This is a genomic window from Sphingomonas sp. (assembly GCF_045810705.1).
In the GTDB taxonomy this organism is placed as follows: Bacteria; Pseudomonadota; Alphaproteobacteria; order Sphingomonadales; family Sphingomonadaceae; genus Sphingomicrobium.
Window position 1 is genome coordinate 12,913 of the sequence record NZ_JBJMVI010000009.1, and the last position, 18,043, is coordinate 30,955.

Annotated in this window: 18 protein-coding genes; 5 read left to right on the forward strand and 13 right to left on the reverse strand. The window is 66.2% G+C overall.

All coding sequences use genetic code 11. From position 1 onward, the window contains the following. Window positions 1–2: 2 nt before the first annotated feature. A complete protein-coding gene (locus ACJ8FR_RS04535) occupies window positions 3–1,340 on the reverse strand; it encodes a pyruvate dehydrogenase complex dihydrolipoamide acetyltransferase (RefSeq protein WP_407827431.1) in 1,338 nt (445 codons plus the stop codon). Between the two features lie 125 nt (window positions 1,341–1,465). On the opposite strand from ACJ8FR_RS04535, the gene ACJ8FR_RS04540 reads away from it, so the two are divergent. Further along, the gene (locus ACJ8FR_RS04540) at window positions 1,466–1,939 is read left to right on the forward strand and encodes a universal stress protein (protein ID WP_407827432.1); all 474 of its coding nucleotides are present in this window, start codon (window positions 1,466–1,468) and stop codon (window positions 1,937–1,939) included. On the opposite strand, the gene ACJ8FR_RS04545 is transcribed toward ACJ8FR_RS04540, so the two are convergent. From ACJ8FR_RS04545 to ACJ8FR_RS04555, 3 genes are read right to left on the reverse strand one after another with little or no spacing between them, the layout of a single operon-like run. After that, the gene (locus tag ACJ8FR_RS04545; protein WP_407827433.1) at window positions 1,936–2,415 is read right to left on the reverse strand and encodes a GAF domain-containing protein; all 480 of its coding nucleotides are present in this window, start codon (window positions 2,413–2,415) and stop codon (window positions 1,936–1,938) included. The two genes, ACJ8FR_RS04540 and ACJ8FR_RS04545, sit on opposite strands and share 4 nt — an antisense overlap. Then, window positions 2,415–2,825, reverse strand: coding sequence for an alternative ribosome rescue aminoacyl-tRNA hydrolase ArfB (arfB, locus tag ACJ8FR_RS04550; protein ID WP_407827434.1), 411 nt, complete (start codon window positions 2,823–2,825; stop codon window positions 2,415–2,417). Before arfB ends, ACJ8FR_RS04545 begins: the two co-directional genes overlap by 1 nt. After that, window positions 2,815–3,501 carry an RluA family pseudouridine synthase gene (locus tag ACJ8FR_RS04555; protein ID WP_407827435.1) on the reverse strand — a complete coding sequence of 229 codons (687 nt, stop codon included), beginning with the start codon at window positions 3,499–3,501 and terminating at the stop codon, window positions 2,815–2,817. The genes arfB and ACJ8FR_RS04555 overlap by 11 nt, the downstream gene beginning before the upstream one ends. Before the next feature lie 162 nt (window positions 3,502–3,663). Here ACJ8FR_RS04555 and ctrA point away from each other — a divergent pair, with 162 nt between their 5' ends. Continuing rightward, on the forward strand, window positions 3,664–4,377 hold the full coding sequence (gene ctrA / locus ACJ8FR_RS04560) for a response regulator transcription factor CtrA (RefSeq protein ID WP_407827436.1): 714 nt from the start codon (window positions 3,664–3,666) through the stop codon (window positions 4,375–4,377). A gap of 155 nt (window positions 4,378–4,532) precedes the next feature. Here the strand turns inward: ctrA and ACJ8FR_RS04565 are convergent, their stop codons facing one another. The 3 genes from ACJ8FR_RS04565 to ACJ8FR_RS04575 all read right to left on the reverse strand — a co-directional run bounded on the left by ACJ8FR_RS04565 (window position 4,533) and on the right by ACJ8FR_RS04575 (window position 7,060). Further along, complete coding sequence (locus ACJ8FR_RS04565; protein WP_407827437.1) at window positions 4,533–4,793, reverse strand: hypothetical protein; 261 nt, start codon at window positions 4,791–4,793, stop codon at window positions 4,533–4,535. Window positions 4,794–4,872: 79 nt separating this feature from the next. Then, window positions 4,873–5,685: an arginyltransferase gene (locus ACJ8FR_RS04570; RefSeq protein ID WP_407827438.1), complete on the reverse strand. Its 813-nt coding sequence runs from the start codon at window positions 5,683–5,685 to the stop codon at window positions 4,873–4,875. Window positions 5,686–5,827: 142 nt separating this feature from the next. Next, window positions 5,828–7,060, reverse strand: coding sequence for a threonine ammonia-lyase (locus tag ACJ8FR_RS04575; RefSeq protein ID WP_407827439.1), 1,233 nt, complete (start codon window positions 7,058–7,060; stop codon window positions 5,828–5,830). Window positions 7,061–7,097: 37 nt separating this feature from the next. On the opposite strand from ACJ8FR_RS04575, the gene ACJ8FR_RS04580 reads away from it, so the two are divergent. Continuing rightward, a complete protein-coding gene (locus ACJ8FR_RS04580) occupies window positions 7,098–8,762 on the forward strand; it encodes an amidohydrolase (protein WP_407827440.1) in 1,665 nt (554 codons plus the stop codon). On the opposite strand, the gene ACJ8FR_RS04585 is transcribed toward ACJ8FR_RS04580, so the two are convergent. From ACJ8FR_RS04585 to ACJ8FR_RS04605, 5 genes are read right to left on the reverse strand one after another with little or no spacing between them, the layout of a single operon-like run. Continuing rightward, window positions 8,731–10,704: a protein-disulfide reductase DsbD family protein gene (locus ACJ8FR_RS04585; RefSeq protein WP_407827441.1), complete on the reverse strand. Its 1,974-nt coding sequence runs from the start codon at window positions 10,702–10,704 to the stop codon at window positions 8,731–8,733. The genes ACJ8FR_RS04580 and ACJ8FR_RS04585 overlap by 32 nt on opposite strands. A 28-nt stretch (window positions 10,705–10,732) precedes the next feature. Continuing rightward, window positions 10,733–13,345 carry a methionine synthase gene (metH, locus tag ACJ8FR_RS04590; protein WP_407827442.1) on the reverse strand — a complete coding sequence of 871 codons (2,613 nt, stop codon included), beginning with the start codon at window positions 13,343–13,345 and terminating at the stop codon, window positions 10,733–10,735. A 10-nt stretch (window positions 13,346–13,355) separates the two neighbouring features. Then, entirely contained in the window at window positions 13,356–14,402 is a 1,047-nt protein-coding gene (locus ACJ8FR_RS04595) for a homocysteine S-methyltransferase family protein (protein ID WP_407827443.1), read from the reverse strand. Then, the gene (gene metF / locus ACJ8FR_RS04600; RefSeq protein WP_407827444.1) at window positions 14,399–15,301 is read right to left on the reverse strand and encodes a methylenetetrahydrofolate reductase; all 903 of its coding nucleotides are present in this window, start codon (window positions 15,299–15,301) and stop codon (window positions 14,399–14,401) included. The genes ACJ8FR_RS04595 and metF overlap by 4 nt, the downstream gene beginning before the upstream one ends. Further along, window positions 15,298–16,257, reverse strand: coding sequence for an ArsR/SmtB family transcription factor (locus ACJ8FR_RS04605; RefSeq protein ID WP_407827445.1), 960 nt, complete (start codon window positions 16,255–16,257; stop codon window positions 15,298–15,300). The genes metF and ACJ8FR_RS04605 overlap by 4 nt, the downstream gene beginning before the upstream one ends. 168 nt (window positions 16,258–16,425) lie before the next feature. Here ACJ8FR_RS04605 and ACJ8FR_RS04610 point away from each other — a divergent pair, with 168 nt between their 5' ends. Together ACJ8FR_RS04610 and ACJ8FR_RS04615 are read left to right on the forward strand one after the other, a co-directional pair. After that, a complete protein-coding gene (locus tag ACJ8FR_RS04610; RefSeq protein ID WP_407827446.1) occupies window positions 16,426–16,671 on the forward strand; it encodes a circumsporozoite protein in 246 nt (81 codons plus the stop codon). A gap of 88 nt (window positions 16,672–16,759) precedes the next feature. Further along, window positions 16,760–16,942 (forward strand): hypothetical protein, encoded by a 183-nt coding sequence (locus ACJ8FR_RS04615; protein WP_407827447.1) that lies wholly within the window; start codon window positions 16,760–16,762, stop codon window positions 16,940–16,942. 9 nt (window positions 16,943–16,951) lie between these two features. On the opposite strand, the gene groEL is transcribed toward ACJ8FR_RS04615, so the two are convergent. Beyond that, on the reverse strand, window positions 16,952–18,043 hold a 1,092-nt coding region (groEL, locus tag ACJ8FR_RS04620), incomplete at its 5' end, for a chaperonin GroEL (RefSeq protein WP_407827448.1).

Sequence of the window (18,043 nt, forward strand, 5' to 3'; positions counted from 1 at the left end):
GATCAGGCCAGCATCCCGAGCGGGTTCTCGACCAGCCGCTTGAACGCCTGCATCAGCTTCGCACCGTCGGCCCCGTCGATCGCGCGGTGGTCGAAGCTGCCCGTGGCGCTCATGATTGTCGCAATCTGCAGGCTGTCGTTGATCACGTAGGGCCGCTTCTCGCCCGCGCCGACGGCCATGATCATGCCCTGGGGCGGATTGATCACCGCTTCGAACTGCTTGATGCCGAACATGCCCATGTTCGAGATGGACGCGGTGCCCCCCTGATATTGCTGCGGCTGGAGCTTGCCGTCGCGCGCGAGCCCGGCGAGCTCCTTCATCTCGGTCGAGATCGCGGACAGGCTCTTGGCTTCGGCGCCGACGATGATCGGCGTGATCAGCCCGGCCGGGATCGACACCGCGACCGAGATGTCGGCGCGGCTGTATTTCAGCATCTGGTCGCCGGCGAAGGCGACATTGCATTCGGGTACCTCGATCAGCGCCTGGGCCAGGGCCTTGATCAGCAAATCGTTGACGCTGAGCTTGATATTGCGGCTGGCAAGCCCGGCGTTGAGCTCGGTGCGAAGCTTGAGCAACGCGTCGAGCTGGATGTCGACGGTCAAATAGATGTGCGGGACCTGCTGCTTGGCCTCGGTCAGGCGGCGCGCGATGGTCTTGCGGATGTTGCTGAGCTTGATCGCTTCGTGCGGGATCGCCTGCTCGATCGGCCCCGGCATGACGAGGTGGGTGCCGAGTGCGGGTGCCGGGGCCGCAGCCGCCTGAGCACCCGGCGCGGCGCCCGGCGCCTTGCCGACGGCGGCGTCGACGTCGGCGCGGACGATGCGGCCGCCGGGACCGCTGCCCTGAAGACCGGACAGATCGATGTTCTGCGCCTGCGCGAGCCGGCGCGCGAGCGGCGAAGCCTTGACGCGCTCGCCGTCGGGGGGTGGCGGAGCCGGTGCGGCCGGAGCGCTCGGCGCGGGGGGCGTCTCAACCGCTGCTGTCGCGGGCGGCGCCTTCGGAGTCTGGTCCGGCTTCGGCGCGGGAGCCGCCTTGGGCGGCGCAGGCGGCGGCGTATCCGCCTTCGGCGCGGCGCTCGCGGCGGCGTCGGCATCCTCCCCCTCGCCGGCGATAATCGCGATCGGCGCGCCGACCTTCACCCCGTCGGTGCCTTCAGGAACGAGGATTTTGGCGATCTTGCCCTCGTCGACCGCCTCGAACTCCATCGTTGCCTTGTCGGTCTCGATCTCAGCGAGGATGTCGCCCGATTTGACCTCGTCGCCTTCCTTCACCAGCCACTTGGCGAGCGTGCCCTCCTCCATCGTCGGAGAAAGCGCGGGCATCTTGAGTTCGATCGGCATGAGGGCGTGTCCGGGCTGGAAGGCTCGCGCGGCTCAAAGCCAATGCGGCGGGTCCGGTCAAGTCTGCGCCGAAACTCTAGTCGCGCGCTTGCACTTCAGCGCGCTTTCACGCAGCACTGCGACAAATGGGGGAAAGCGAGGCCAGGCGCACCTATTTGGTGGTCGTCGACGACAGCGCGGAATCGCGCGTCGCTTTGCGCTTCGCTGCCCGCCGCGCGGTCAAGACCGACGGCAAGATCGAGGTCCTGGGCATCGTCGAGCCGCAGGATTTCGTGCAGTTCGGCGGCGTGCAGAGCGCAATCGAGGAAGAGCAGCGCCTGAGGATCGAGGGCGTGGTCAGTGCCGCGATCGGCGAAACCCTCGACGAATGCGGCATGGAAGCGACCATCATCGTGCGTCAGGGTGAAGTGGTGAAGACGGTGCGCGAGTATCTCGAGGGGCGCGACGAGGTCGCGGCGCTGGTGCTTGGCGCCGCGCCGAGCGGCAGCCCGGGTCCGCTGGTCGCCAATTTCGCGGGCCATGACGCGGGCCAGCTGCCCTGCCCGCTGATGATCATCCCGGGATCGCTCAACGACGAGCGGCTCGAGCAGCTGAGCTAAAGCACGCGCGAGAGGATTTCGGCGAGCTTCACGCAGCCGGCTTCGTCTTCTTCGCTGAACCGCGCCTTTTTTGGGCTGTCGATGTCGAGCACGCCGAGCAATTCGCCGTCCTTGATTAGCGGCAGGACAATCTCGCTTGCCGATGCGGCATCGCACGCGATGTGGCCGGGGAACGCGTGCACGTCTTCGACCCGCTGGACCTGCCGAGTCTTCGCGGCGACTCCGCAGACGCCCTCGCCGAACTTGATGCGGATACACGCCGGGCGGCCCTGGAACGGCCCGAGCACCAGCTCATCGCCGACGTTGCGGTAGAAGCCGACCCAGTTCACGTCGGGCAGCGTTTCGTAGATGAGTGCCGACGCATTCGCCATGTTGGCGATGGCGTCCGGCTCTCCCGTCACCAGCCCCTCGAGTGCGGAGGCGAGGTCGCGGTACATCGTCGCCGTGTCGGCCGCTTCGATCTTGAAATCGTACATCAGTCGAACGTCACCTTTCCGCGGGTCTGCTTGACGCCGCTGCGCTGGCGCTTCTGCTCCACCCGCTTGGCCTTCGCCGCCTTGCTCGGCCGCGTGGCTTTGCGCTTGCGCGGGGCGATATGGGCTTGGGCGATCATTTCCGCCAGCCTGGCCCGTGCATCGGTCCGGTTGGCGTCCTGCGTGCGGAAGCGCCGCGCGGTGATCAGCAGCTCGCCCGCGCCGGTGACGCGGCTGCCCGCGATCTGCTTGAGCCGCTCGTAAACGTCAGGGTGCAGGCCGAGCCTGAACAGATCGACGCGCAGCTGGACCGCGGTCGCGACCTTGTTGACGTTCTGCCCGCCGGGACCCGTCGCCGCCAGGAAAGCCTCGCTCAGCGCATCCTCGGGCAGGTCCACGTCCTCAGGCCGCATCGCGCCACTCCGCGAAATATTCGGGCAGCGGCGCGGTGACGTCGATCGTCTCCTTGCGCTCGCGCGGCACGACCAGCCGCGACGCGTGGAGCAGCATCGGCCCACCGGGGATTCCATAGACGCGGTCGCCGATGATCCCGCGCCCGAACGCTTCGCGCGCGTGGGCGCGAATCTGGTGCGTGCGTCCCGTCAGGGGACGAAACTCGACCAATGTGGAGCCGTCGCGAATGCAAAGCCGCCGCCAGCGCGTTGTCGCTTCGAGCCCATGCTGATCGACGATCATCTTCCACCCGGCCCTTTCGCTCGACACTTTGGCGAGCGGCGCGTCGATGACGCCCTCCTCCTCCGCGATCTCACCGGCGACAACGGCAAGATAATATTTTTCGACCGCGCGCGCCTCGAACAGCTGCTGGAAGCGCGCGCGGGCAGCGGCGCTGCGCGCGAACAGCAGGCAGCCGCTGGTGTCGGTATCGAGCCGGTGCATCGCCGTCGGCGGCCGGCGGAAGCCGCATTTCAGTTCATGGAGCCTGGCCGCGATGCTGTCGCCGCCGCGGCGCGGCGCATCCACCGGCAGGCCCGCCGGCTTGTCGAGCACCAGCGCCTCGGCGTCGATGAACAGGATGCGATCGGCGAGCAGCATCGGCCGCCCATGCGGGCCGGTCCGCTCCTCGCGCAAGTGGCGGTTGTGGATGATTTTGTGACTCCTTTGCAACGAATCCAAGGAAACCAGCGTGTTAGGAAATATTAACCTTTTCCCTTCAGACCTCGAATGGTTAATGCATGCTTCAAGGCCCTTAAGAGCGATTTACGCTTTCGGCCTCGGACGGGGGGACCAGCAATGCGCGTGCTGCTGATTGAGGATGAACCAACGACCGCCAAGAGCATCGAGCTGATGCTCGGGACCGAAGGTTTCAACGTCTATACGACCGATCTTGGCGAAGAGGGCCTCGATCTCGGCAAGCTCTACGATTACGACATCATCCTTCTCGACCTCAACCTGCCCGACATGCACGGCTATGACGTGCTCAAGAAGCTTCGCACGGCCAAGGTCTCGACCCCGGTCCTGATCCTGTCGGGCATCGGCGAGATGGATTCGAAGGTCCGCGCATTGGGCTTCGGCGCCGACGATTATGTGACCAAGCCGTTCCACCGTGACGAACTGGTCGCGCGCATCCATGCGATCGTCCGCCGCTCGAAGGGCCATTCGCAATCGGTCATCCGCACCGGCAAGCTGGCCGTGAACCTCGACGCCAAGACGGTCGAGGTCGACGGCTCGCGCGTGCATCTGACCGGCAAGGAATATGCGATGCTGGAGCTGCTTTCGCTCCGCAAGGGCACGACGCTGACCAAGGAGATGTTCCTCAATCATCTCTACGGCGGCATGGACGAGCCCGAACTCAAGATCATCGACGTGTTCATCTGCAAGCTGCGCAAGAAGCTTTCGCTGGCTTGCGGCGGCGCCAATTACATCGAGACGGTCTGGGGCCGCGGCTATGTGCTGCGCGAGGCCGAGGAAGACGAGGCGAGCGAGCCGCAGGCCGCCGTCGCTTAGACCGATTTCAACAGGGGCAACGGGGAAAAGGCGGGGCCGGAAGGCTCCGCCTTTTTACCTTGAGCCAATGTCAGCCTTCGGTCGACCGGACATGAGCCGGGCGACGCTATGGGCTGCAAAGCAGCGGCCGGCGCACTTGCGCCGGCCGTTGAGGATTAGCCGCGTTCGCCGGAACGCCGCACCGGCGGGGGAGGCGGAGGCGGCGGTGGAACCGGGCACGTCGTGCCCGCCGGGACCGTCGTTCCATCCGGACAGCTGACCATCGGCGGCGGCGGAGGTGGGGGCGGTGGAGGCGGAGGCGGACAGGGAATGGTCACCGCGATCACCGATCCGTCGGGACAGGTTTGCGTCTTGGGCGTAGTTGCGCATGCCGAAACAGCGACCGTAGCAACGATAATAAGCGCAATCCGTCTCATGCTCCGCTCCCTTTTGACGTAGTTTCGCGCTTAGAACGATGCCACAGCGGCTGTGTTCCCCAGGCCCAGCGGCGGCGCCTCAGGCGTTGATCAGCAGGCGCTTGCGGTCGCGGCGCGTGGGAAGCGCGAGCGGCTCCTCCAGCGGCAGGTCGCGCTGCAGCTCGTCCATCCGCCGCCAGCCGTCACGGCCCAGCCGCTCGAGCGGGCGGAACCCGGTCTTGTAGGCCATGCGGCTGGAGCCTTCGACCCAATAGCCGAGGTAGACGTAAGGCAGGCCGGCGCGTGAGGCGCGGATGATGTGGTCAAGGATGATGTAGGTGCCGAGCCCTTTGCGCGCGTCGGGCCCGACATCGAAGAAGCTATAGATCATCGACAGGCCGTCGCCCTGCTGGTCGCTGAGGCAGGCGCCGACCAGCTTGCCGGGGCGCCCGGACACGGTCGGCTCCCGATATTCGATCACGTAGGTACGGACCGGCGTCTGCTCGACCATGTCGGCGAAATCGCTCTCGTCCATCTCGGCCATGCCGCCGCCGGGGTGGCGCACGGCGAGGTAGCGGCGGAGCAGCTGATATTGCTCATCGCTGGTCCACGGCTTGCACGCGCTGACCTCAAGGTCGGCGTGGCGGCGGAGGATCTTGCGCTGGGTCGCGGTCGACTCGAACTCGGCGGCGAGCACGCGGACCGAGACGCAGGCGGCGCAGTCGATGCAGCTCGGGCGGTACGCGACCGACTGGCTGCGGCGGAAGCCGATTCGGCCGAGCGCCTCGTTGAGCTCGCTCGCGTGACGGCCGCTGAGCTCAGTGAACACCTTCCGCTCAACCTTGCCCGGCAGATACGGGCACGGGCTCGGGTTGGTGACAAAAAATTTCGGGAAGCGGAACGGTGCGCTCACCCGGGACCTCGCTCTATGGTTTCAAGAGTCTTTATGCGGCTGGTAAACGCCGAAGAAAAGAGTTGGGACGCGCCATTTTCGACAGAGGGCGGTGTGTGTCCCTTCGAGGGACAGTGCGATGGCGGCGAATACTCAGGGTTAATCAGTCGAGCGAGGCGCGCTCGACGCGGAAACCCGCGGCTTCGAGTCGCGCCACGACGTCGTCGATCGACTCGGGGTCGCGGGCCTCGCATTCGACCTCGATCATCGTGTCCTTGGCCGGCAGCCGGGTGAAGATCCGGCTGTGGTTGATCTCGATCACGTTGACGCCGGCTTCATAGACCTTGGCGGTGATCGCCGCGAGCGCGCCGGGCTGATCGTGCGCCGCCACGTGCAGCCGCGCGATCCGGCCCTGGCGGACGAGGTCGCGGACCAGCACGTTGGCGAGCAAATGGGTATCGATGTTCCCGCCGCACAGCAAAGTCGCGATTTTCTTGCCCTTGAAGCGCTCGCGCTCGGCTAGCATCGCCGCGAGGCCCGCCGCCCCCGCCCCTTCCACGACTGTTTTCTCGATCCCGACGAGCATCGCGACAGCGCGCTCGAGGTCGCGTTCGGAAACAAGCGCGACGCCGACCCCATAATCCTTGATGATGCGCGAGGTGAGCTCGCCCGGGTGCTTGACCGCGATGCCTTCCGCGAGCGTGTCGCCGCCCAAAGGCATGTGGCAGCCCTCGATCGCGCATTTCATCGACGGATAGAGCTCGGCCTCGACTCCGATCAGCTCGATGTCCGGCTTGAGCGCGCGAGCGGCGATCGCCACGCCGGACATCAGGCCACCGCCGCCGATGGGCACAATGAACGTATCGAGGTCCGGCGCGTCCTCGAGCATCTCGACCGCGACCGTGCCGGCGCCGGCGATGACTTGCGGGTCGTCGAACGGATGGACAAACACATAGCCCTTTTCGAGCGCGAGTTCGCGGGCGTGGGCGTAGGCATCGTCGAACATGTCGCCGTGAAGGACAACGGTCGCGCCGAAGCCCTTGGTCTGCGTGACCTTCACCGTCGGGGTCGATTCCGGCATGACGATGGTCGTTGGGATGCCGAGCCGTTTGGCATGATAGGCGACCGCCTGCGCATGGTTGCCCGCAGATGCTGCGATCACGCCGCGCGCGCGTTCCTCGGGCGACAATTGCAGCAATTTGTTGAGCGCGCCGCGCTCCTTGTAGGCGGCGGTGAACTGCAAATTCTCGAACTTGAGCCAGACTTCGGCGCCGATCATCTCCGACAAAGTCCGGCTGACGAGCATCGGCGTTCTGATCACGGCGCCTTTGATACGGTCGGCGGCGGCGCGGATGTCGTCGATGGTCGGTGGCTGAAGATTGGCAGGCTGCAACATTTGCGTCGCGGACTAGCGGTTCACTTCGCCAGCGACAATGCTAAGTCTCCGCGCCATGCGCATCACCTTCCTGGCGCTCGCCGCAGCGCTTCTCGCTTCGCCCGCATGGCCCGACACGTTGGTCACGAACGTCAACGGCATTCAGACTGACGAGCACGGCGAGGTGCAGCACTTCAGCGGTTTGATCGTCGGCGAGGACGGCAAAGTCAGCCGCCTGCTCGTCGGACCACCTCCGCCCATCGCCTTCGCCCATACCATCGACGGACATGGCCGCACCCTGCTGCCGGGGCTGATCGACGCCCACGGCCACGTCATCGATCTTGGCTTCGCCGCCTTGCGTCTCGACGCGACCGGAGCCCGTTCGATTGGCGAGCTTCAGCAGCGCATCCGCGACTATGCCGCCGCTCATCCCAAGAATTCCTGGATCCTTGGCTTCGGTTGGAATCAGGAGCTGTGGCCCGACAAGCGTTTCCCGACCGCCGCCGACCTTGACGCCGTCGTCCCCGATCGCCCGGTCGTGCTCGAGCGGGTCGACGGGCATGCGATCGTCGCCAACAGCGCGGCAATGAAGGCGGCCGGCGTAACCGCGGAAACAAAGGCGCCTCCGGGAGGCGAGATCCACGATGGAGTCTTCGTCGACCATGCGCGCAGCCTTGTCGACAAGGCGATCCCGACGCCGACCGCGGCACAGCAGGACCAGGCGCTCGCCAAAACACAGGAGATCCTGCTCGGCTATGGCGTGACCGGCGTCGGATCGATGAGCACGTCGCTCGCCGACTGGAACGCATTCCGTCGCGCCGGCAGCGCCGGGCGCCTCAACGTCCGCCTGATGAGCTATTTGATCGGGCCCGCGGCGATGAATGCCGTGCCGCGTCCAACGCCGTGGTTGTACAACGACCGGCTGCGCGCCGTCGGCATCAAATTGTTCGCCGACGGCGCGCTCGGCTCGCGCGGCGCGTGGCTCAAGCAGCCTTATGCCGACAAGCCCGACACGCGCGGGCTGCAATTCCATTCCGATGCGGAAATCCTCGGCTTGGCAGACCGAGCCGCCGCCGCCGGATTCCAGGTCGCGACCCACGCGATCGGCGATGCCGCCAACGCGCAGATTATCTCGACCTACGAGCAGCTGTCGAAGAAATACGGCCGCGACCGCCGCTGGCGGATCGAGCATTTCCAGATCGTCGATCCGGCCGATATCCCGCGCCTCGCGCCGGCGGGGATCATCGCGTCGATGCAGCCGACCCATCAGACCAGCGACCGGCTGATGGCTGAGAAAAGGCTCGGGCCGAACCGGCTGGCCGGCGCCTATGCCTGGCAGTCGGTGCTGAAAAGCGGCGCGCGCCTCGCGTTCGGGACGGACTTCCCGGTGGAATCGCCCAATCCGTTCCCTGGCCTCTCCGCGGCGGTCAGCAGACAGGACATGGAAGGGCAGCCGCCGGGCGGATGGATTCCGAGCGAGCGGCTGACGTTTGAACAGGCGCTCGGCGCTTACACGCGCGGCGCCGCTTACGCGGGCTTCGCCGAGCACCAAATCGGCGCGCTCGAGCCCGGCAAATGGGCCGACTTCATCATCATTGACCGCGATCCGACCAAAATCGACGCGCAATCGCTCGGCCGAACCCAGGTTTTGGAAACCTGGGTCGGGGGCAAGAAGGTCTTCAGCCGCGCGCCTAGCGCTTCACCGCCTGAGCGCGGGCAATGAGCATCGCCGGGGTGAGCAGCTGCGGCAGCTCTTCCGGTGGCTCCCCCGGTGCGTACCACAGGTAGAGCGGAACGCCGGCCCGTCCGCGGCTGTCGAGGAAGCGGGTGATCGCGGGATCGCCGTTGGTCCAGTCGCCGGCGAGGACCGTGACGCCCGCTTTCTTGAATGCATCGCGCACCTCGCCGCGGTCGATCGCCGCGGCTTCGTTAACCTTGCACGTCAGGCACCAGTCGGCGGTGAAATAGACGAACACCGGCTTGCCCTGTTGCAAGGTGTTCGCGACTCGCGCTTCGCTCCACGTGTCGGCGCCCGAAGCCCCCCTCACCGCCCCGCTTGGCTTCGGTGCGGTGGCGACCGCATAGATCGTGAAAACCGATGCGAGCGCTGCGACGGCGATGCCGACGCTTCGGCCCTTGCGCTGGGCGAAGCCGAAAGCGGCGAGCAGAGCCAGCAGCAGAACCGCCCATGCCGCGGCAGCGATCAGCGCCGGCTGACCTCCGAGCCGGTAAAGCAACCAGATCGCCCCAACGGCGCTGGCCGCCATGGGGATGGCGAGGAAGCGCTTGAGCCGGTCCATCCAGCGGCCCGGCCTCGGCAGCCAACGCCGCAGCGCGGGAACCAGCGCAACGGCGAGGAATGGCAAGCCGAGGCCAAGCCCGAGCGCCGCAAATACGGCTATCGAGCCCACGACTGGAAGCAGCAGGGCCGTCCCGAGCGCGGCGCCAAGGAATGGCCCGGCACACGGCGTCGCGACGAACGCGGCGAGCGCGCCCGCGCCGAAGCTGCCTGCGGGCTGGGCGCGGCCGCCGAGCACCGGCAGCTCGAACAGGCCGAGCAGGTTGGCGGTGATGGCTACGGCCAGAAGCAGCAGGAGCATGATGGTCCGCGGGTCCTGGAGCTGGAATGCCCATCCCGCTTCAGCGCCCGCGGCGCGGATCGCCAGCAGGACGCCGCCCAGCGCGCCGGTGCCGATGATCGTCCCAGCCGTGTAGGCCAGCGCGTCCAAGCGTACCTCGCGCGGCTCGCCGCCCGCGCGCGACAGGTGAAGCGCCTTGAGCGCGAGGATTGGGAAGACGCAGGGCATCAGGTTGAGCAGGATTCCGCCGGCTACTGCGCCGAGGATCGCCCACAACAGTGCGTTCTGGCCGAGGCCGCTCAGGGCTGTGTCACCTTCGGGGACCGGCCCCGGGACAGCGCGGAACTCGAGCCCACGGCCGCCTTGCGATGCAAGGATGCCGGAAAATTGCTCTGGCCGCGACTTCATCGGGAGCTCCGCGATCAGCCAATCGCCAGCGCGCTTGAACGACTGCTTTGCCTCATAGTCGATGGCCCGGTCGGTGATCGCGAAGACATAGGGATCGCGAACTTCAACGCTGGCGGGAAGCGGGATCGCGATGCGCAGCTTGTCGCCCTTGACGGCGAAACGAGCGGCCGTGGCGAGCGGCTGCGGCAGCGCACGGCGCCACGCGTCGAACTGGCCGCGGCTCGGGAGTCCGATGCCGACTGGCAAGTCGAGCGCCAGCTGCCCCTGCTCGGGCACGCAAATCCTGTCCGTACAGGCGAGCCAATGCGCGTCCGCGCGGATCGCCACGGCCCCCTTTGCGCCTGGCGGCACCTTGAGCCGCACGAGCACGGCATAATCGCGCTCGAACACGTAATTCATGAGCCCGGCGACGGTCAGTCGCGTCGGCACCGGATACCGCAGCGGCCCAGCCGCGAACGCTTTCGGCAGATGCCACTGCACGTCCATCGGCAGCCCGGCATCTCCCGGGTTGAGCCAATAGCCGTGCCAACCCGGGTTCGTGCGCATGTGAATCGCAAGCTCGACCTCGCCGCCTGGCGGGGCAGGCCCTTCGGCGACGAGTTCAGGCTCGATGCCGCGGGCCTGCGCGAGCGCCGGCACGAGCAGCAGTGCAAGGAGGAGGAATAGCCGCCGGAACATCGTTACGGCGCTAGTCGGAGATGCGTTGCTAGTCGAGGTTGGGGCGCAACCAGCGCTCGGCCTGGTCGAGCGGAACCCCGCGCCGGCCGGCATAATCCTCGAGCTGGTCGCGGCCGATCCTGGCGACGCCGAAATACTGGCTGTCGCGGTGACCGAAGTAGAAGCCGGAGACGGCGGATGTCGGAAGCATGGCGAAATTCTCGGTCAGGGTGACTTCGCCGGGATTACCACCAAGCATCTCGAACAGCACCGGCTTGAGGCTGTGATCCGGGCACGCCGGATAGCCGGGCGCCGGGCGAATGCCGTGGAACTTCTCGCGGATCAGGTCGGCGGTGGAGAAATGCTCGTCGGCATAGCCCCAGAGGCGGTTGCGGACGGTCGCGTGGAGCACTTCGGCGAAGCTTTCCGCCAGCCGGTCGGCGAGCGCCTTCAAAAGGATGTCGTCATAATCGTCGATGGTCTGCTTGAACCGCTCGAGGTGCGGCTCGAGCCCGTGGATTCCGACCGCGAAGCCGCCGATCCAGTCCTCGCCCTCGGGATTGATGAAGTCGGCGAGGCTGAAATTGGCGCGGCCTTCGCGCTTCTTCACCTGCTGGCGGAGGAAGGGCAAGCGCGTCCAGTCATTACCGGCCAGCACGAGGACGTCGTCGCCTTCGCGCTTGCAGCGCCACAATCCGACCGTCGCTTTGGGCGTGACCCAGCGTTCGGCGATGATCTGGTCGAGCATGGCCTGCGCATCGTTGAACAGGCTCGTCGCGCTCTCGCCCACGACCGGATCGTCGAGGATCTGCGGGTAATTGCCGGCCAGCTCCCAGGCGCGGAAGAAAGGCGTCCAGTCGATCGACGCCTTAAGGTCGGCGAGGGGCCAATCCCCGAAATGGTGCGGCCCCGGATAATGCGGCGCCGGCGCCTGGCCCGACGGATCGAACGGGAACCCGTTGGCGCGCGCATCTTCGATGGTGGCCAATTCGCTTTGGCTCCGCCCGGCGCGACTGACCCGGAGCGCCTCATAATCCTCTGCGGTCCTGGTGATCAGTTCTGAGCGCTGGGTGTCAGAGACCAAGCTCGACGCCACGCTGACCGCGCGGCTCGCGTCGACCGAATGGATGACCGGGCCGTCATAAGCCGGATCGATCCTGAGGGCGGTGTGCGCCTTGCTGGTGGTCGCGCCGCCGATGAGCAGCGGCGTCTTGAGGGCCAGCCGCTGCATCTCCCCGGCGACCGTGACCATTTCATCGAGCGATGGCGTGATCAGGCCGGACAGGCCGATCATATCGGCTCGGTTGTCGTCGGCGGCTTTGAGAATATCCTGCCACGGCACCATCACGCCGAGATCGATGACCTCGAAGCCGTTGCACTGAAGGACCACGCCGACGATGTTCTTGCCGATGTCGTGAACGTCGCCCTTGACCGTCGCCATGATGATCCGGCCTTTGCCCTGGGTTGCGCCGGTTGCTTCCTTCTCCGCCTCGATGAACGGGATGAGGTGGGCGACCGCGCGCTTCATCACGCGCGCCGACTTGACCACCTGCGGCAGGAACATCTTGCCCGACCCGAACAGGTCGCCGACGATGTTCATGCCGTCCATCAGGGGCCCTTCGATGACCTGGATCGGCCGCGGCGCCAACAAGCGGGCTTCTTCGGTGTCGTCGACGATATGCGCGTCGATGCCTTTGACCAGGGCGTAGGACAGGCGTTCGCCGACCGGCAGCGAGCGCCATTCGGCAAGCTTCTTCTCTTCCGCCTCGTCGGTGCCCTTGTACTTTTCGGCCAACACGACCAGCCGTTCGGTTGCATCGTCGCGGCGATCGAAAATGACATCCTCGCACGCCTCGCGCAGCTCGGGGTCGATCGCGTCATAGACGTCGAGCTGTCCGGCGTTGACGATGCCCATGTCCATGCCGGCCGGGATCGCGTGGTAGAGGAACACGCTGTGCATCGCGCGCCGCACCGGCTCGTTGCCGCGGAACGAGAAGCTGAGGTTCGACAGCCCGCCCGAGATGTGCGTTCCAGGGCAGCGGCGGCGGATTTCGCTCGCGGCCTCGATGAAATCGAGCGCGTAGCGTCGATGCTCGTCGATCCCGGTCGCAACCGCGAAGATATTGGGATCGAAGACGATGTCGTTGGGGTCGGTGCCGTCGGCCACGAGCAGGCGGTAGGCGCGCTCACAGATCGAAACCTTGCGCTCGGCGGTGTCGGCCTGCCCGACCTCGTCGAACGCCATCACGACCACGGCGGCGCCGTACGACCGGCACTTGCGGGCAAGCTCGAGGAACGGCCCCTCGCCTTCCTTCATGCTGATCGAATTGACGATCGGCTTGCCCGAGACGCATTTGAGCCCGGCCTCGATCACGCTCCACTTGGAGCTGTCGATCATCACCGGCACGCGCGCGATGTCCGGCTCGGCCGCGATGCGCTTGAGGAAGATCGTCATTGCCTGCTCGCTGTCGAGCAGCGCCTCGTCGACATTGACGTCGATGATCTGCGCGCCGTTCTCGACCTGGTCGCGCGCGACCTCAACCGCTGCGTCATAGTCGCCCGCCAGGATCAGCTTCTTGAAGCGGGCCGAGCCAGTGACGTTGCAACGCTCGCCAATGTTGACGAAGCGCGCGCCGGCGCCAGCCTCATTCACGCGGGTCATCTCCACGGGCTTAGGCGGCAATGAGCATCGGTTCGAGCCCGGCGAGCAGCGTGCCGGCGCGAGCAGCCGGGACGGTGCGCGGCGTGCAATCGCGCACCGCCCCGGCAATGGCGGCGATGTGCGATGGAGTCGTCCCGCAACAACCGCCGACGATGTTGACCAGGCCGCTCTCGGCCCAGTCGCGAACCTGAGCGGCGGTCTCGGCCGCCGCCTCGTCATATTCACCGAGCTCGTTGGGAAGCCCGGCGTTGGGATAGGCCATCACCAAAGTGTCGGCGGCCGCCGCGAGCGCCGCGAGATGCGGCCTCAGCTGCGCCGCGCCGAACGAGCAGTTGAGCCCCACCGTGACCGGACGGGCATGGCGGACCGAGGCCCAGAAGGCCTCGACCGTGTGGCCGGACAGGTTGCGGCCGCTGAGGTCCGTCAAGGTCATCGAGATCATCAGCGGCAGCTCGCGCCCGAGCGCCTGCTCGGCTTCGAGCGTCGCCATGATCGCCGCTTTGGCGTTCAGCGTGTCGAAGATCGTTTCGACCAGGATGAAGTCGACACCGCCATCGGCAAGCGCGTCGATCTGCTCGCGATAGACCGTCTTGACCTGGTCGAAATCGACCTCGCGGAAGGCGGGATCATTGACGTCGGGCGACAAGGACAAGGTCTTGTTGGTCGGTCCGAGCGCGCCGGCGACCCAACGGGCCTTTCCGTCCGCCGCTGAATAACGGTCGGCGACGCCGCGCACGATCTCGGCCGAGGCGCGGTTGATCCGGCCGACCAAAGCTTCGGCGCCATAATCGGCCTGGCTGATCGCAGTGGCGTTGAAGGTGTTGGTCGCGAGGATCTCCGCACCGGCGTCGGCAAAGCTCTCGCAGATCGAGCGCACGATCTCCGGCCTGGTGACATTCAACAGGTCGTTGTTGCCGCGCTGGTCCTTCATCAGGTCGAGCCCGCCGCAATATTCCGCGCTCTTGAGCTTCCGGTCCTGGATCGAAGTCCCATAGGCGCCGTCCTTGATCAGGATGCGCTCGGCGGCTTCGGCGCGGAGGGATTGGGATGCGGTCATGGTTTGGCCCGAACGCCCAACAGATGGCAGATCGCGTAGCTCAGCTCCGCGCGATTGAGCGTGTAGAAGTGGAAGTGGCGCACGCCGCCGGCATAAAGCTGGCCGCACAGCTCGGCCGCAACCGTGGCTGCGATCAGCTGGCGCGCGGCGGGAAGGTCGTCCAACCCTTCGAACAAACCGTCGAGCCACTGCGGGATTGCCGCTCCGCAACTCTGCGCAAAGCGACGCGTCGTCGCGACATTCGACACGGGAAGGATGCCGGGTACGATCTCGGCCTCGATCCCCGCGGCCGCGGCCTCGTCGCGGAAGCGGAAGAAGCAGTCGGGCGAAAAAAAGAATTGGGTGATCGCGCGGTCGGCGCCGGCGTCGACCTTGCGCTTAAGATTCTCGAGGTCGAAGGCGCGAGAGGAGGAGTCCGGGTGAGCTTCCGGATAGGCAGCGACCGAAATGTCGAAGGACGCCACGGCTTTTAGCCCGGAAACGAGATCCGCCGCGTCGCGATAGCCTTGTGGATGGGGCTGGTATTTCGACCCCGCCTCGGGTGGATCGCCACGCAGCGCGACGATGTTGCGCACGCCGAGCTCCCAATAGTCGCGGGCGATGGCGTCGATCTCGTCCCGGCTCGCCCCGACGCAGGTCAGATGGGCGGCGGGCGTCAGCGAGGTTTCCTTGAGAATCCGCTCGACCGTCGCGTGGGTGCGCTCGCGCGTTGAACCGCCGGCGCCATAGGTCACCGAGACGAATCGCGGGTGCAGCGGCTCGAGGGTCTTGATCGATTCCCACAGCGTCTGCTCCATCTTCTCGGTCTTGGGCGGGAAGAACTCGAAGCTCACCTGGATGTCGCCGCGCGCCTCCGCGAACAGCGGCAGGTGGCGGTCGAGGGATTCGAACGCGTTCATGCCGCTCTCCGCTGCCGCGCGACGGCTTTGACTCCGCGCCACAGAGTGACCGTCAGCTCGCCCCCCTCGAGATGACGGACTTCATCAACCTCGAGCCCCGAGGCGGCGAACCAGCCGCCCATGACCTCGTCTTCGAAGCCCAGGCGAATGTGCGCGTCGCGCTCACGCAGCTCCTCGCGCTCATGCGCGGCGAAGTCGACGACCAGCAGAGTGCCGCCGGGAGACAGGACCCGCGCCGCCTCCGCGATCGCCGAGGCCGGCGCGTGGGCATAGTGCAGGACCTGGTGGATGATGATGCTGTCGGCGCTCTGATCGGCGAGCGGGAGCGCGTACATGTCGCCCTGGCGCAGGCTCGACGGGATGCCGGCCGCCTCCAGCTTGACCCGCGCAAGGCGCAGCATGTCGGACGAGCGGTCGATGCCGATCGCATGGAGCGCGCGCGGCCCGAACAGCTCGATCATGCGCCCAGTGCCAGTGCCGATATCGACGAGGCGGCCGAGCGGCCGGATGCCGAGGGCTCCGTCGATCGCACGCTCGACCTCGCTTTCGGCCACATGCAGCGAACGGATCTGGTCCCAAACCTCGGCGTGACCGGCGAAATAGCGATTGGCCGCCTCGGCACGCTCTCCGCGAATCGATTCGGTGCGCGCCGCATCGGCGCCGAACAGCTGCTCCGTCGCCGCGTCGGCCCAGCCGTCGATGAGCGCGAATAGCGTTTCGAGGCGCTCGGCGTCGGCAAGCGTCAGGAACACCCAGCTGCCCTCCTTGCGCCGCTCGAGCACGCCGGCATCGGCGAGGATCTTCAGGTGACGCGAGACGCGAGGCTGGCTTTGGGCGAGCACCTGCGCCAGTTCGCCAACCGAGAGCTCCATCAGCCGCAACAAGGCGACAATGCGCAGCCGCGTCGGATCGGCGAGTGCCTGAAACTGGTCGGCGAGTGGAAGTGCTGCGGTCACCGCATAAGGATATAAAGATATCTTTATATGGTCAATTCAGCGTTTCAAAATAATCCCTTGTGCGCGAATAGGGATTGTCGCTATTGCCGCCGGTCTGGCCTGACGACTCGCTGCGGCAGGCCCGGGCATGCCCGCCCCAGGGGCATTTTTGAAGGGAGTGAAAGACTCATGAAGAAGCTTGCGATCGTGACCGTTGCGGTCCTCGCGCTCGGCGTCGCCGCGTGCAACAAGAACAACGCCGACAACAATGCCGCCAACGAGACTGCGGTTGAGAACACCGCGTCCACCGACGTCAACGTGGCGACCAACGACGCGACGGCCAACGCCGACGCCGCGCTGAACGCTGCCGGCAACGCCGTCGACAACGCGGGCGCCGCCGTGAACAACGCGTCGAACGCCGTCGAGAACAAGTAAGCGTTCAACGCTTACACGCATTCTAGAAAAGGGCCGTCCTCCGGGGCGGCCCTTTTTTTATTTTCGGGCAAAGTGGTACTTTGTCGGAGTGAAGCATCAGTTGATTTTCGCGGCGCTCTTGCTTGCCGGCTGCAAGGACCAGCGGCCGCCCGCGCCCACTGCCGAGCAATCGGCGCAGCTCAACGAAGCGGACGACATGCTCAACGACATGGCCCGCAACGAAGAAGGGCCGGCGGATCGCTCCACCAGCCCTTCAAATCGGACAGATTGACGGTCGGGCTTAGAAGTCCATCCCACCCATGCCGCCCATGCCGCCACCGCCGCCCATGGCCATTGCCGGCTTGTCTTCGGGCAGCTCGCTCACCGCCGCTTCGGTGGTGATGAGCAGGCCGGCGACCGACGCCGCATCCTGCAGCGCCGTGCGAACGACCTTGGTCGGGTCGATCACGCCGGCCTTGACCAGATTTTCGTAAACCTCGGTCTGGGCGTTGAAGCCGATCGCCTCGTCCTTGCCTTCGAGCAGCTTGCCCGAAATGACCGCGCCGTCGTGACCGGCATTCTGAACGATCTGGCGGACCGGCGAGTAAAGCGCCTTGCGCACGATATCGATGCCGCGCGTCTGGTCGTCGTTCTGGCCCTTGAGCCCCTCAAGCGACTTGGTCGCGTAAAGCAGCGCAACGCCGCCGCCCGGGACGATGCCTTCCTCGACCGCGGCTCGGGTCGCGTGAAGCGCGTCGTCGACGCGGTCCTTGCGCTCCTTCACCTCGATCTCGGACGCGCCGCCGACCTTGATCACGGCCACGCCGCCGGCGAGCTTGGCCAGCCGCTCCTGCAGCTTCTCGCGGTCGTAGTCCGAGGTCGTGGTCTCGATCTGCTGGCGAATCGCTTCGGTCCGCGCCTTGATCGTCTCATGCGAACCGGCGCCATCGACGATCGTCGTGTTGTCCTTGTCGATCGTGATGCGCTTGGCCTGGCCGAGCATGGTCAAGGTGACGGTCTCGAGCTTGATGCCGAGATCCTCGCTGATCATCTCGCCGCCGGTCAGGATCGCAATGTCCTCGAGCATCGCCTTGCGGCGATCGCCGAAGCCGGGCGCCTTGACCGCCGCGACCTTGAGGCCGCCGCGGAGCTTGTTGACGACGAGCGTGGCGAGCGCCTCGCCCTCGACGTCCTCGGCGACGATGAGGAGCGGCTTCGCCGACTGCACGACGGCTTCCAGCACCGGCAACATCGCCTGCAGGTTGGAGAGCTTCTTCTCGTGGAGGAGAATGTAGGGCTCCTCCAGCTCGGCGATCATCTTCTCGGCGTTGGTGACGAAATAGGGGCTGAGGTAGCCGCGATCGAACTGCATGCCCTCGACGACGTCGAGCTC